The organism is Shewanella sp. SR43-4 (assembly GCF_014163845.1).
Classification (GTDB): domain Bacteria; phylum Pseudomonadota; class Gammaproteobacteria; order Enterobacterales; family Shewanellaceae; genus Shewanella; species Shewanella vesiculosa.
Genome location: NZ_JACJEB010000005.1, coordinates 50,860 through 66,015, shown reverse-complemented (window position 1 = coordinate 66,015; position 15,156 = coordinate 50,860). Strand labels below are relative to the sequence as shown.

13 protein-coding genes are annotated in these 15,156 nt (G+C 42.3%); 7 read left to right on the top strand and 6 right to left on the bottom strand.

Going from position 1 to position 15,156, the window contains the following annotated elements:
• Nucleotides 1-47: 47 nt before the first annotated feature.
• Entirely contained in the window at nucleotides 48-1,910 is a 1,863-nt protein-coding gene (locus H5123_RS06980; protein ID WP_182697481.1) for a methyl-accepting chemotaxis protein, read from the top strand.
• A gap of 121 nt (nucleotides 1,911-2,031) precedes the next feature.
• On the opposite strand, the gene rpiA is transcribed toward H5123_RS06980, so the two are convergent.
• The 3 genes from rpiA to H5123_RS06965 all read right to left on the bottom strand — a co-directional run bounded on the left by rpiA (nucleotide 2,032) and on the right by H5123_RS06965 (nucleotide 4,879).
• Nucleotides 2,032-2,691 (bottom strand): ribose-5-phosphate isomerase RpiA, encoded by a 660-nt coding sequence (rpiA, locus tag H5123_RS06975; RefSeq protein ID WP_182697480.1) that lies wholly within the window; start codon nucleotides 2,689-2,691, stop codon nucleotides 2,032-2,034.
• Between the two features lie 65 nt (nucleotides 2,692-2,756).
• On the bottom strand, nucleotides 2,757-3,569 hold the full coding sequence (locus tag H5123_RS06970; protein WP_124015583.1) for a mechanosensitive ion channel family protein: 813 nt from the start codon (nucleotides 3,567-3,569) through the stop codon (nucleotides 2,757-2,759).
• A gap of 11 nt (nucleotides 3,570-3,580) precedes the next feature.
• Complete coding sequence (locus tag H5123_RS06965) at nucleotides 3,581-4,879, bottom strand: ATP-binding protein (RefSeq protein ID WP_182697479.1); 1,299 nt, start codon at nucleotides 4,877-4,879, stop codon at nucleotides 3,581-3,583.
• A 325-nt stretch (nucleotides 4,880-5,204) separates the two neighbouring features.
• Here H5123_RS06965 and pbpG point away from each other — a divergent pair, with 325 nt between their 5' ends.
• The 6 genes from pbpG (at nucleotide 5,205) to H5123_RS06935 (ending at nucleotide 10,229) form a co-directional block, all read left to right on the top strand.
• Nucleotides 5,205-6,116 carry a D-alanyl-D-alanine endopeptidase gene (gene pbpG, locus H5123_RS06960; protein WP_182697478.1) on the top strand — a complete coding sequence of 304 codons (912 nt, stop codon included), beginning with the start codon at nucleotides 5,205-5,207 and terminating at the stop codon, nucleotides 6,114-6,116.
• Between the two features lie 229 nt (nucleotides 6,117-6,345).
• The gene (locus H5123_RS06955) at nucleotides 6,346-6,990 is read left to right on the top strand and encodes a cupin domain-containing protein (protein ID WP_124015586.1); all 645 of its coding nucleotides are present in this window, start codon (nucleotides 6,346-6,348) and stop codon (nucleotides 6,988-6,990) included.
• Nucleotides 6,991-7,077: 87 nt separating this feature from the next.
• Entirely contained in the window at nucleotides 7,078-7,695 is a 618-nt protein-coding gene (locus tag H5123_RS06950) for an FMN-binding negative transcriptional regulator (RefSeq protein WP_182697477.1), read from the top strand.
• A gap of 98 nt (nucleotides 7,696-7,793) precedes the next feature.
• Entirely contained in the window at nucleotides 7,794-9,092 is a 1,299-nt protein-coding gene (locus tag H5123_RS06945) for an MFS transporter (protein WP_182697476.1), read from the top strand.
• A gap of 132 nt (nucleotides 9,093-9,224) precedes the next feature.
• A complete protein-coding gene (locus H5123_RS06940) occupies nucleotides 9,225-9,578 on the top strand; it encodes a HopJ type III effector protein (protein ID WP_182697475.1) in 354 nt (117 codons plus the stop codon).
• A gap of 165 nt (nucleotides 9,579-9,743) precedes the next feature.
• Complete coding sequence (locus tag H5123_RS06935; RefSeq protein WP_182697474.1) at nucleotides 9,744-10,229, top strand: hypothetical protein; 486 nt, start codon at nucleotides 9,744-9,746, stop codon at nucleotides 10,227-10,229.
• A 186-nt stretch (nucleotides 10,230-10,415) separates the two neighbouring features.
• Here H5123_RS06935 and H5123_RS06930 read toward each other — a convergent pair whose 3' ends face one another.
• The 3 genes from H5123_RS06930 to H5123_RS06920 are packed head-to-tail and all read right to left on the bottom strand — an operon-like array spanning nucleotide 10,416 to nucleotide 15,093.
• Nucleotides 10,416-11,690: a cytochrome c gene (locus H5123_RS06930; RefSeq protein ID WP_182697473.1), complete on the bottom strand. Its 1,275-nt coding sequence runs from the start codon at nucleotides 11,688-11,690 to the stop codon at nucleotides 10,416-10,418.
• Nucleotides 11,687-12,223 (bottom strand): (2Fe-2S)-binding protein, encoded by a 537-nt coding sequence (locus H5123_RS06925; protein WP_124015592.1) that lies wholly within the window; start codon nucleotides 12,221-12,223, stop codon nucleotides 11,687-11,689. The genes H5123_RS06930 and H5123_RS06925 overlap by 4 nt, the downstream gene beginning before the upstream one ends.
• Complete coding sequence (locus H5123_RS06920) at nucleotides 12,220-15,093, bottom strand: xanthine dehydrogenase family protein molybdopterin-binding subunit (RefSeq protein ID WP_182697472.1); 2,874 nt, start codon at nucleotides 15,091-15,093, stop codon at nucleotides 12,220-12,222. The genes H5123_RS06925 and H5123_RS06920 overlap by 4 nt, the downstream gene beginning before the upstream one ends.
• Between the last annotated feature and the right edge of the window lie 63 nt (nucleotides 15,094-15,156).

The following is a 15,156-nucleotide window of genomic DNA, read 5'->3' as shown; positions in this document are numbered from 1 at the left end:
TTATTAAGCACTTTAATAACAATAATTATCCTCTAGGTGGTCAATATATGTTTATCCGTTCAAAACTTATTATCAGTGCAATGGTGTCGTTGACTGCAATAGTGTCCATGTTTGGCTTACAGCGTTACACCGCTTCTGTTCAAACCGATTTATCGATGGCATCGAAAAATATTATTGAGGTCGAAAAGCAAATCCTAGAACTTCGTAAAGACGAAAAAGATTTCTTTGCTCGCTTAGACATGAAATATGTGGCCAACCACAAAAAAATCATCTCAAATGTATTCGCATTAATTAAACAAGTTGATGACTCATTACAATCACGAAGTATAGACACTCAACATTTAGATAATTTAGAGCAAAGCTTAACCCAATACCAAAATGTATTTAGTAACATTGTAGAGTTACAAACAGAAATAGGCCTAACCCCAACGTCGGGACTGTATGGACAGTTACGAGAAGCCGTTCATAACGTAGAGCAAGAACTTGCTTTAAATAGCCAAGATTCGATTACGGTTATCATGCTGCAGTTACGTCGAAATGAAAAAGATTTTATGCTGCGTCGTGATATCAAGTATGTCAAAACCTTTGATGAAAATATTGATAAATTTGTGCAGACACTTTCAAGTTCTAGTTTGAGCAGTGAACTCGTTCAACAGCTTGAACAGAAAATTAAACAGTACCAAGGTGACTTTAAACTTCTAGTGGCCAAAGAGCAGCAATTTGGCTTAAAGGAAACCGAAGGAAAAATGGAGGATCTGCGTCAAATTATTCAAACAACAGAAGATAATACTCGTCAACTTAATCAGCAAGCCAATGCATATATTGCCGATGCCGAATATCAAAGTATGGTGTTATCTATTATTATCTTTTTAATTATCACCGTAGTACTCGTCGTTGTTACCTTAATGATTATCCGCAGTATTATGGTGCCAGTAGATAATATTACTGCTGTGATTTCGACCATTGAAAAAAATAAAGATTTATCTCTGCGCTGTGATGAATCTGGTCAAGATGAGTTAGCACGGGTGTCGCATCATTTTAACCGTATGTTGCTTTCTTTTCAGGAACTGATTGAGCAAGTTAATGAGTCTGTTGATGCGATGAACGTGTCATGCCATGAATTATCTGACAATGCTTCTTTGGCGTCAGAGGGGGTGTTACGCCAACTAAATGAGACCGATATGGTTGCGACCGCGATTACTGAAATGGGCGCGACCATTGACGAAATTGCTAAAAATACTGAATTGGCGGCCACTAAAGCCAGTCAAACTCATGATAATGCTCAATCGGGCCAACAGGGCGTGGAGCTCACCGTACAAAAAATTACCCTATTAGCGAAACAACTGGTGGATTCTGCCGCGGTGGTTACCGAACTTGAAAAAGACAGTGTAACAATTGGCAGTGTGCTTGATGTGATCCGTGGGATTGCCGATCAAACTAACTTATTGGCATTAAACGCGGCAATCGAAGCGGCAAGAGCGGGTGAACAAGGCCGAGGTTTTGCTGTCGTCGCAGATGAGGTTCGCTCTTTAGCGATGCGGACACAATCTTCAACTGAAGAAATCAGCAGTATCATTTCAATTTTGCAATCTCGTACTCACTCTATTGTTAGCCTTATGCAAGAGAGTCAACAGCAAGGGCGTGAGAGTGCCGAACAGGCTGAAATTGCTGGCCAAGTGTTACGTCAAATTACCGATGACGTAACTAATATCATGGACATGAGTACTCAAATTGCTGCCGCGATTGAGGAACAAAGTATGGTCGCTGCTGAAGTCGGTAAAAACGTGGTGATTATTCGCGATATTGCAGATGAATCTTCACATGCTGCAGAAGAAAATGCCGCAGCATCGGAAGATGTAAGAATCCGCGCTAAAGCCTTAAAAGAAGCGGTAAGCCAATTTAGCGTATAGTGTCGCTATGATCATTAACAGATAAGATGATCGATAAATAAAAATGGCCTAGCATTTCTGCTAGGCCATTTTTTTATGCTCTTGCTAAACATTCAAGTTAATCAAGCGAATGGTTTAGTTGTTACAGTGTAATGGTATTAACACCATCTGGGGTGCCAACCAGCAATACATCGGCGCCGCGATTAGCAAATAATCCATTGGTGACGACACCAACGATGGCATTGATTTTAGTTTCCATCACTTTAGGATCGAGAATTTGCATGTTGTACACATCTAAAATCACGTTGCCGTTATCGGTTACAACACCTTGACGGTAGACAGGATCGCCGCCTAATTTAACTAATTCACGCGCCACATAAGATCGCGCCATAGGGATCACTTCTACTGGCAACGGAAAATCGCCGAGTATAGGCACTTGCTTGGTATTATCCACAATACAAATAAACTTTTTTGCTACAGCAGCGACAATTTTTTCGCGAGTTAAGGCTGCACCGCCACCTTTAATCATGTCCATGCGGTCATTAATTTCATCTGCGCCATCAACATAGACATCAATCAAATCAACACTGTTTAAATCAAATACTTCAATGCCCAGTTCGATAAGTTTTTTTGTCGACGCTTCTGAACTCGATACTGCCCCTTCAATATCATCTTTCATCGTTGCCAGTGCATCAATAAAGTGGTTGACGGTAGATCCGGTACCCACACCAACGATAGTGCCTTGTTTGACATACTGTAGTGCTGCCCAACCTGCTGCTTTTTTCATTTCATCTTGTGTCATAGCAATATTCTCCATTGTAACAATCAAAAAGTGGGATTTAACAATTGAGGCGATTATAACGCAAATTACTCAAGCACCGTTTGTTGCGCATCATAAAAATCAGCATTTTTAAATGCTGAAAGCACTCGTATGTTAATGTCACTCATAAACTTTTTCTCTAACCTTACGTCCATCACATACGCTTTGACTGTGATGGTTTGTAGAAAGTGGCCAAACTCGTGCTCGTTACCTAAGATGACAATAATAGGTTTATTTAAAAAGGTATAAGGTGAGCATTGAGTCGCTTCTCTGGCAAGGGCAATGGCTTTTTGGTGATCAGCATTCATTGGAATCGTAAATTTCACCACCACCATTTCATCTAAGTCGCCGCTATTTGAATTGGGTATCGCTGTTCTCAATGCTTCGGCATTGGGGATCATGACAGTGTCATCATTAAAGGTGCGTATCCAAGTCACGCTCCATTCCAGTTTAATGACTTCACCATAATGGCCCGATAAGGTCACCATATCGCCAACCCTATAAGGTGGATTGATCATCATAATCAATCCGGCAATCATATTTTTAGCCGGTTCTTGCGTGGCTAAACCGATCACGATACTAATCGAACCCACTACTGCGAGGATTAAATTTTCGTGCGGTTCGATAATGCCAACAATCGAATAAACGATAACGCATAGCCACACAAATAAACGCATAAAAGGATATGAGCGATTCCATATTAAGCGGTATTTAGGCAAGGCTTTATTGAGTTGCTTTAAGCAAAATTGCAGTAACACCAGTAGCAGCCATGCCATGATGCAAAGCACTAAAATACTAATGATTCGATCAAAGGAAATAATGTCTAAAAATGCTTTTAATGCTTTACGTGAATCGTCCATTTTCACCTCGTTTAATTAAACAGCTTATTGTTGTTGACCAAGTGGGTGGCGATAATTTTGCTTAATGTTGGAGTGATAAAATAGAAATGCTGAGCAAAATCCTGTTGCGAATATTGGGCAATAATCAGCCCTTGGCGAGCTAGGTACTCTAATTGCAAGCTGCTTTGTTCAATACTAAGAGTAAAAATATGCGCATGGGTATTGACTCGTAATCCGCCATGAATATAAATTTCCGCCAATGAAAATAGGTCACTATCATGGCATTGCTGTAATGCTGATGCGTTAATACAACAAATCTCAATACCGCTATTTGAGCTTTTATCTGAGCTAATATCAACCTGATGAGCGAGTGAATACTGCAATAATAGTGTGGCTAATTGAGGGTGTCCTTGGCTGACAGTGAATAGCTGTTTGAGTTGTTCTTTGTAAGGGTTGGTAATATCAACTTGATCTTTTTTGCTGTCTTTATAGGCCTCTTTTGTCGGCATAACATCCTTGCTGATTAAGCCTAAATCAAGCAGGTGTTTTGTTTGAATCGCGGCTAATTCAGTTTCACTGAAATAATCAAGCTCAATAATATGCTTAACAACATGATGAATTTGGTACTGTGCGCTTAATCGTTGCCATGCAAATTTTTCACAGCTTATGATCCAACAGTGATGTTTACGAGTTTGCATTATGATAGTGGCAAAGGTGACTAAAGCTTGATTGTTGCCTATCATTCGTAACATCAGTTTGTGCATAGCATCAATCAGAATCAGCTGAGGTGGCTGCTTGTTTATAGTAGCTATGGTCTCGGTGATGGTGTCCGGTGGCACAATGCCAAAACAATAACATATATCAGCAATGGCATCATTTTCATTCATTGGCGCTTGGTAAAAACTCATTAGTAGCCATTGAGATGGAAGTGGTTTTGCCTTAGTTTTCGGGACATCTTTTGCGTCTTGAGCAGCAATAGTTTGCAGTAAAGGCAGCAGCTGAGCTAAAAAAGAAGAACCTCCGGCACCACCAGGAGAGACAATGGCACTGATTTCACCATGGTGATTACGCCATTGATCAATTACATCAGATATTTGGCTAAGCTGTTTTTCCCGACCGACAAAATCGTCACAGGTATGATGCTGTTGGTCTAACATCACTTGAGTGATTGGGCCTCTATGAGCTTGAAGCGGACATTGATTCGCTATCGTCTTCAGCGATATTCGTCCTTTCTCAGCATCATCATTCTCTGTTTTAACAGTGTCTTTAGAGGTGAATAAGCTATTAAGCCATGGGTTTAAGCGGCTAAAAAAATGCAAGTTAATGTCCATTTATACTCTCTTTTTGAACGACTTTTTAATCTTAGCATGAAGCCAACAAAAGCGGTATTTGTGCTGAAGTTGATCTTGTTATACACCTCAAGACTGCATATCTCTTTGGCTATTTTTGGGGGGGCGAGGGCTGCATTTTGTTATCGATTTACCGTGCCAGATTTAGCTCGCCATATGTCATATATGGCTTAATGGATATCTTTGGGACTTGAACTACAACAAATCCACTAAAATCTTACTAAAAGTGATTATTTATCTATTGTAGGCCTAATTCTTTATCGTATACTCAATGAACATCGTTACGTTTATTTTTCAAGTGAGAGTTATGAAACTCGGTCATTTTTTTGCCTGCATTTTATTGTGTTCAAATACCGTAATTAGCCAGTCGGTAGTTGCTGAACCTGTGTCTCAAAAACAATTATTACAAGAACTAGCATCTAACAGCGCCATGTTAGTCGACTTAAAAACCAATGAAGTGCTGTACTCCAGTAATCCGCACCAAGCATTACCTATAGCGTCGGTTACTAAACTGATGACAGCCATGGTGACCCTAGATGCAAAATTACCTTTAGATGAAAAAATTTCAGTGAAAATTAGCGACTCACCTGTGATGCGTAATGTGTACTCTCGGGTGCGTTTAGGCAGTGAAGTGAGCCGTGAAACTATGTTGTTAATGACACTAATGTCATCTGAAAATCGAGCTGCAACCTCGCTTGCTCATCATTATCCTGGTGGGTATAAGGCGTTTATTCGTGCTATGAACGATAAAGCAACGGCATTAGGGATGACGCAAACCCATTACGTTGAACCTACCGGGTTATCGGCAGAGAACGTATCGAGTGCTAACGATCTTATTTTACTACTCAAAGCCAGCCAGCAATATCCGTTATTAGGTAAGCTAAGTTCAACCAATAAAAAGCATATTATTTTTCAACATCCGCGTTATGCTCTGGATTTTCAAAATACCAATAAATTAGTTTTTAAAGATAACTGGAATATTGCCCTAACTAAAACCGGTTACACTAATAAAGCGGGCCATTGCTTGGTCATGTTAACCGAAATGGATAAGCGTAAAGTGGCATTTGTTGTATTAGATTCATTTGGTAAATACACCCATATGGCCGATGCTAATCGCCTTAAAAAATGGCTAGAAACAGGCCGGACTACGCCGATCCCGGCTTCGGCTAAAGCCTATAAAAAGCAACGTCAAATGGCCTTAACTGCTTCAGACAGCTAATTAGCCCCATTCTTTATGCCTTACCTTTTCATCGGTAGAGGTTATTAAATTTGCTTTGCGCAAGCTTAAACCTGTAAATATTATTTACAGGTTTTTTTATTTATAAAAATAATAATCATATTAATCAATAAAAAGTACCTTAAAGTACCTATTAAACCATTTTGTACTCGCTGTTCATTACGCTGATTTCGCTCTAAGATACTGGCAATCGTAGTTGTGAGGTATCAAGATGTTAAATATGGATTTTAGTCAGCGAGTGGTGATTAACACTGCCGATCTTGAATGGCAAAATAGTCCCGCAGTGGGCGTATTGCGTAAGCGCTTAGCGCGTGAAGAGGCTGAACGTGGCCATGCAACCAGCATAGTGAAATATCAAGCCGGTGCTAAATTCAACTCACATCCTCATCCGTTAGGGGAAGAGATTTTAGTACTCGACGGAGTATTTTCTGATGAAACCGGAGATTATCCAGCAGGCTCGTATTTGCGTAACCCTGAAGGTTTTGTCCACGCGCCATTTAGCCAGCAAGGTTGTACGCTATTGGTTAAGCTACATCAGTTTCAAACCACTGATTCACAGCAAGTGGCTATCAATACCAAGCAAGCTGAGTGGCTGCCTGGCCATGGCAAATTACGAGTGATGCCGTTACACCAACATGGCACAGAATCGACAGCATTGGTCATGTGGCCCGCGGGGACACATTTTCAACCGCACCGTCATTTTGGTGGCGAAGAAATCTACGTGATTAGCGGAGAGTTTATCGATGAACTTGGGCGTTATCCTGCAGGGACGTGGATCCGCAGTCCGCATCTTAGTCAGCATAATCCGTATGTGGAACAAGATACGGTGATTTTGGTTAAAGTAGGCCACTTGTAATAATCGCTATAAACCCATAAAACGATGGCATTTAGTCGTTACATTCATTATAAAGACTTTACTGATTATTTTAGTAAAGAGTGAATTATGCATGTACCTGATAAGTGGGATATGGGTTCTAGAGAGTTAATACACCAGTTCATTAACCAATATGGTTTTGCGACTCTTGTGTCTACTGATTTAGAGGGCTCACACTTACCTTTACTACTCACGGCCTCTGAGGGAGAAAATGGTACCTTGTATGGCCATTTTGCTCGTAGTAACTCCCATTGGAAACACATAGTAAACACCAAAGTTCTGTGCATTTTCAATGGTCCGCACGGTTATATCTCACCCACTTGGTATGACTCATATCCAGCTGTTCCGACCTGGAATTACAGCGTAGTACATGCAAAAGGCATTATTGAATTAACTGATGATACCACCACCGCACACGTACTCGAATCGACCATCCAACAATATGAACCTTCATTGCTAGAAAGTGGTGGTTTTATTGCAGATGATTACCAACAAAAATTAGCCAAGGGCATTGTTGGTTTTAAGATCGTCATCGATGAGTTACAAGGCAAACAAAAATTAGGACAGCACCGTAACCAAAGCGATCAACAAGGTGTGGTTAAAGGATTATCACTGTCAAATAGAGCTGATGAAAAACAGCTATTAACTTATATGATGAATAATAACATAGGATTAGGTAATAAATAGGTGGTTCAATGGTGTAAATGTCGTTAGGATTAGTCTAAACAATCCCACCAATTCAGTCTGTTACATTCAATTACAGCATCACTCTTTAAGGACAAAAAGTGCATAGCGATGTTTCTTTAGCGCGGTTTAAGCAATTTCCAAGGTTAATGTGGATATTGCTCTTTGGCTCATTTATTACCCGTGGCAGTTATTTCATGGTGTGGCCATTTTTGGCTGTTATCTTGTATGAAAAATTTGCCTTAACTGCCACTGAAGTCGGTTTAGTGCTGTCGAGTGCGGCGATTATTTCGGTATTCACTAGCTTTATTGGCAGTGCATTGTCTGACCGAATTGGTCGCAAAATGCTCATGTACCTCACGGGTGTGCTCTATATCATCTCGTTTTCATTACTGGCACAAGTTGATTCAGTTAAAGGCTATGTGGTGGTGATGACATTGTGCTCTATTGCTACCTCGTTATGGCGACCTCTTACCTCTGCCACAATTGGTGACATTATTGATGATCCCCAAACCCGTGAATTGGCAATGCAATCACTGTATTTTGTCGTCAATGTAGGTTGTGCTGTTGGGCCTATGTTAGGTATTTGGTTAGGCTTAACCGGTAAACAATCGAGCTTTTATATTACTGCAGCGGCTTTTGCTGCTTTATTAGGGTTACTCTTTTGGGGATTTAGACATCAAACACGGCAAACTAGCCCATCAATAACCGAACAGGTGCCTGATGGGCTTATTCCCACCATGGGCGATGCAACATCAGCGGTTAAGCGAAAGCCTGCGGTGATGAGCCGCAAGCAAATAGTGGCGATTTTACTGCAAGACAAATTGCTTCAATGTCTTATTGTGGCGAATATTTTGTGTATGTTCATTTATGCTCAAATGGACAGTTCGCTTATTCAATATCTTACCCGAGCGAATGCGCCTAATTTACTGACGCTAATTTCTGCAATGATTTTTACCAATGCCTTGGTGATCATATCAACTCAATTTTTACTATTAAAATTAATGGCCGGCTCCAGTTTAATTCATCGGATCCAGTTCGGATTGATCCTGTTGATGTGCTCACAAGTGTGGTTAGCCTATAACCCGATTGATTTATTTTGGGGCTGGATTGGCGCCATTATTATCATGAGTTTAGCCGAAACTATTTTGTTCCCTACGATGAATGTGCATATTGATCGACTTGCGCCTAAACATTTGCGAGGAGCCTACTTTGGTGCGGCATCATTTTATGAAATTGGTTTCGCGTTTGCGCCATTGGGCGGCGGGATTATTCTGGATCATCTTGGAGGATATTGGTTATTTATTATCGGTGCCATCTTGTCGCTAGTAGTGATTTATTTATACAGTATTTTGGATAAGCTACCGAGGCCTAATTTTGCTGCAATAGAGCTGAGCTAAAGGTCAAGCTCTTTGATGGTCAGTTACCATTAAGGCTTTTTCACTATAGTAAGTGGCGCTATTTTGCTATTGTTTTGCGTAATCTGATGTGGATGAGTTAACTTTTATTGTATTAAGGGAAGGGCGTATTTTATGGCTGTAACACAGATTAGTGAATTTATATCCTCTTTGACTGAGCGAGCGGAGACCGTGAGCTTTGAAGAGTCTATGGCATTGATCGATAGCCATTATGATTTTAGTCCAAGTGCATTTAAAAATGGTGATCTGCTCAATGAGGCAGGGCAGAATTCAGGTTCTTGTAAGATCTTGGCATTTGGGCAAATTCATCAATTATCTAAGCCGCAAACCTTGGCAATGTTCGGCCAACATTATCGAGATGTTTTGGCCACGCCACAGGGCTCTGATCATCAAAATATCCGTCAGTTTTTACAACATGGTTGGCAAGGAGTGTTGTTTTCACAGTTGGCATTGGAACTGAAGTCATAGCCGTATAGAAACATGCTATCGATTAATGTCGACAACAGCGTGCAATAGCACTACATTTGCAGCCACATCAACCATATCATTAAAAGTATTTGGTTTTAACGGTAAGGCATATCGTTGGTTAAGCATGTTTACTAGCGCCTATTTGATCGCAAAGGAATCAATTTTATGAATCGTTATATATTACCTCTTATTGTGTTAAGTACCTTAACGGTGCTTTCAGTCAGCCACAGTGTTGCTAAAGATCATGATTCGCATGAGCATAGCCATAAGCAAAAATCTGAAAAACACGACAAAAAACATCATAAGAAACATGATAATGATAGCAATAATTACCAGACTTATTTTAGTAATGACCGTCAGGTAATTATTAATAATTACTACTATACCAGCCGTGATGCCAAGCATTGTCCACCAGGGTTAGCCAAGAAACACAATCGCTGCGAACCACCGGGCAGTGTTAAACAATGGCGTAAAGGCCAAGCGCTGCCTGCGGATGTTGTTTACTATGATGTGCCTTCTGCGCTAACCGTCCAGCTAGGACGGACACCTGAAGGACAGAAAATTGTTCGTGTGGGGACTGATTTACTATTGATCAGTGTTGGTACTGGTATGGTGATAGATGCAATACAAGATCTTAATGATGTGTTGTAGGGAGTTGCTATAACACTTGATTAGGATAAAGCTATTACAAGGCTTTTAGTGGCTTGCTTAATACACGGGTTTATCCTAAAAAGTGTTAATGTTTATCGCCTCCCCGCTCAAGCCAACCGTTATCTGCATTGCAATAAAAAGCCGACCCCAGGTCGGCTTTTGTTTAAGCTGATATGTTACACATGTTTAATCATGTTCGAATATCACTTCCTTTAAATCACTGATCGTATTCAAGGTTAAATCGCCTGGTTGAGGACTCCAAGTCACTCGCAGGTAGTTAGCCAAGTCTCTTAGCTGCTCATCGGTAAATTTATCAGCATAGCCTGGCATGGCATAAAAGCTGGTGGTAGTGTTGTAATGTTGGCTTTTAATTCCCTTTAACATCACCGCGACTATGTTGTGGGGGCTGGCTTTATCTAAAGTGGCATTTCCTGCCATGGCAGGGGCCACATTAGGTCGACCTTCACCACTTTGACCATGACAACCAGCGCAATATCCCATGTAGAGATCATACCCAGGTAATTTACGCTGATGGCCGTTAAAGGTGAGCGCTTTCGCGGCTATCTTCTTATCGGTATCGAGTAAGTAACTGCTTACTGCGAACATATCATCGTCAGTTAAGTGGCTAAAGCTGTGGTACACCACAGGATACATGCCACCAAATACTGTGCCTTTTCGAGAATACCCCTCGGTAAACAGTGACTTTAAATCATCATGAGTCCAGTTTTGGCGATTCAGTTCAGCTGGAGTAATATTCGATGCTTCAAGCCCTTCGATAATTGCACCTTGAAAGTGTTTGTCTTGCTCCATGGCAAATAAGCTGTCTCTTGGAGTATGACATTCAGCACAATGGCCCAAAGCATTGACTAAATAGTTACCGCGGTTCCAACGTTCACTTTTATCTTTCTTAGGGGTAAACTTTTTTGCATCATGGGCGACTAAATTCCATGCCTTAAGGCCAAAGCGGACGTTAAAAGGGAAGTAGACATCATTGTCGAGATTAGCTTGTTTAATGGGTTTGGTGCCCATCAAATAAGCATAAATCGCTTGGGTATCTTCATCTGTTAACAGGCTGTAAGACGTATAAGGCATCGCAGGATATAGATTACCGTTTATGCCGACACCATGATGCATAGCATCAAAAAAATCTTCGTAGCTGTATTTACCTATACCTGTTTCTTTGTCTGAGGTGATATTGGTTGAGTACACAGCGCCAAATGGCGTTTCGAACGGTAAACCACCGGCTAATTCGCGGCCACCCACTGCGGTATGGCAAGCCACACAGTCACCTATCTTCATCAGATAAGCACCGCGTTCGATGTCACCACTATTATTGACATGCTCATCGGCCGCGCTACAAGAACTGGCGAACACGCTTAGACCTATGGTCAATAATAAATTTTGACCTAGTTTACCAACCTTTATAAGGCGGGCGGTATATTGTTGGTCGCATGGTTTCATGAGAGTGTTAACCCCTTTGTTTTGAGGATTAAATCTTTCATCGCCGCATAGTATTTAACGTAGCCAGTGCAGCGACATACGTGCTCAGCTAAAGCCTCTTCTATCACTTGCTCCACTTTATCTTTGGCGATAGGTTTACGTTCAAGTCGTTCTATCAGTGCCGTCGATTCATTGACAAATCCTGATGTACACCAACCGCATTGAAACGAGAAATGTTCCAAGAAAGTTTGTTGTACTGGGCTCAGTGTAGTGATTTCGCCTTGAGCATTTTGCTTGGCATGGCCTTCAATGGTACGAATACGTTTGCCATTAAACCGCTCGACGCCGTTGATACAAGTGCGGACAACTTCACTCATGCCTTGGTCGTCATCGACGATGACAGTGCAGGCATGACAGACGCCAACGCCGCAACCAAACTTAGTGCCAGTGAGATTTAAATACTCATGCAAAAACTCAATCATCATGGTGCCATCGCCGACATCAATCGGGCCAACAGCTTGGTTATTTATGGTTAACTTTATTGACTGGCTCATGCCATGGCCTCCTTGATTTTTTTCGCTGTCATAGGCAGATCGTAAAAGCGCACTTGAGTCGCCTGATAAACAGCTTCAACCAGTGCGGAAACGACAGGTATCATCACCACTTCGGCAATACCACGGCTTGGATCTGTTTCAGACAATTGCGGTAAAATAGTATGTCGTTGACTCCAAACGCCAACATGCCTTGCTAGCGGTACCTTATAGCGATTGAGATTCCACGTACCGTTACCGGCTCCTGCTTCAAATGGCGGTAATTCTTCATGTAGAGCATGGCCAATTCCCATAGCAAGACCGCCTTGAATTTGCCCCTCAACTAATTCGTTCACAATCACTTTACCGGCTTCTAACCAAGTGTGAGAACTCAGTAATGTGACTTCACCATTGCCTTCATTTACTGCCACTTCGACTAAGGTTGCGCACGGAGCATAATAAGTCACCATGGCATTATTCAGCTCAGCTTTGGGGTAGCGCATAGCTTGACGATCGATTAAGTGATAACCGTTAGAGTTCATGCGAGCGATACGAGCAGCACTGCCATGATATTTATCACCTTTTCCGTATTGCAATGCTAATGCATCTAGCGCGATACGCTCCTTGGTACCGAAAATCTCAAAATCGGCTTCGGCCCACGCCCAGCGGTTAAAGGCATGACCCATTACGCCAACCACTAAGCCCAAATCATGGGCGCGTTTAGCCAAGATATCGATTGAAAGCGGAGGGAAGCCCAATGCAGTTAGCTTGCCGCCAGTCCAACGGCCATCGCGGGGGTCATTGAGATTGGTTGCGCCCATTGGCGTATTGAAATACAACTCGTTCCAAATAGACACGGCAGCGGGCCACAGTCCGTGACGATAAACAATATCGGCGGCAATACGGGTAACATGGCTTTGATAATACGCCGACATCGATGCCGATGATGCCATGGCTTTAACCGGTGTCCAGCGAGGGTTAGCGGCCATTTCATCTTGGCGTTGTTGTGAAATAATATAAGGATTGTCGGTTTGTACTAATTGCATCGCATCCCAAATATCGATTTCGGCCAGTTTCACCTCATCGGCAAAATTCCCTAGCGATTCACTCACCACTACAGCTTGAGAGGTTTGCGTGCCAGTACCCATTTCGATAAAGCCAATATCCAAGCTTATTTTACCGTCTTTAGACAATTGAATCGCAGCGCTGGGAGCCGCGGCGCCTGTACCATAGTCTTTAGTGGCAATACCAAAACCAACGCCATAGCGCATGCCAGGGTGTTTCGCTTCATAGTCTTTTTTATTGATTACGCGTTGTTGCCACACGGTATCTTGTTCGGCCATGTCGAGCATTTCACGATAGCGCAGGGTGCCATTAGGTATTGCACCTTGGGTATTACGTTGCCCCGAAACCATCACATTAGCCGCTCGTAACTTAAACGGATCGACCTCTAGCTCAGCTGATATCTCATGGATCATACTTTCCATTGCGGTCATCGATTGCAATGTGCCATAACCCCGCATCGAACCCGCATCAGGATTACGCGATGCATAAGCGGTGGCGACAATGTCATTACGCGGCGTGTAGTAAATGCTTTGCATTGCTGTCGCGCCAACCGAGGTTACGGATGGGCTGAAGTTTTCACGTCCACCGCCATCAACCGTCATCTGTGAAGTTAATGCTTGAATTTTTAGGGTCGCTTTATCGACAGCTAAGCGGCTTTTCATGGTAAATGGATGGCGCTTTAGACCTGATTGAAATTGCTCAAATCTGTCGTTGGCTATACTTACTGGTCCCTTGGCATAAATGGTTGCCAGTACACCATAGTAAGGAAATATCGAATGATCTTTCGCGCCAAAACCGCCACCAATATAAGGCGAGTGCACCACGAGGTTATTCACTTTACCCGCTAATGGCCCCGACGACAGCATGTGTACGGCCATCTCTTGGAAGTCTTGTGGCGATTGTGCAGTAATCACGGTATGGAATGTTTGGCTATTGGCATCAAACCAACCATTGAAGGCCTCTGGTTCCATCATCATAGGATCAATGATTTGAGTGCGATATTCTCGCTCTAATACTTGCCATTGCTGACTCGTTTTAGCACTTTCAATTTGTTTATCTATTTCGCCAGCATAAAAAAGACCGCGCTCAGACACTGAGCCTTGGGCATTTGCATCACCTGACCATTCGGGTTTGTAGTTTTTAATATTGGGAAAAAACAACCCATCGTGCAGTGGGCTGTATGTATCCTCACTGGCACCATTTTCACCTTCTACCCGAATAATACGCCAATTGGCATAAGGGTTTTTAGTCTCGGATACAAAAGGCGTTTCTTCACCATAGCGCAACAAAGCCTTGTCAAATTGCAGTAAAGATTTAGCTTGTTTAAAGGCATGAAAACTGTCGAATAATAAAATCGCTACTGCATGTCCCAGATAATCTGCGGTCTGTCCCTCGGCCAGCAACATATTATCACCGTAAAAGTCAGGCAACTTAACCTTGTCGCGGGCAAGATCTGCCGCAGTGATCACCTTGTAGGGTTTAGCCGAAGCGGGGAGATGGTCGAGCGAGAAGCCTTGATAAACATGGGCTGCATCAGTAGCTCGCAGGATAAAAGCATAGCCTTGCTGTTTTGGCCAGCCTGCCATATCCATTGCGCGGTAGTCGCGGCCATAGACTTTTTGGCCAGTAACTTTGGCAATACCGTCGTTACGAAATTTGGGAGTAGATTGCCCGTTAGTCTGAGTTTGCCATTGTGCTGCTAGTTCTGGAGAAATAATCGACGCATTGGCTCGACTCATTTCCCACAGTAAAGGCGCTGAATAAACAGCCACGCCACCAATCACGCATTGTTTGATAAAGGTCCGTCTCGACGCATTAGATACATCCATATCTCACCTCTGAAATTTTAATAGTAAAATCAGGCTCTAATGTAATATGCGCCTGATAAGCTT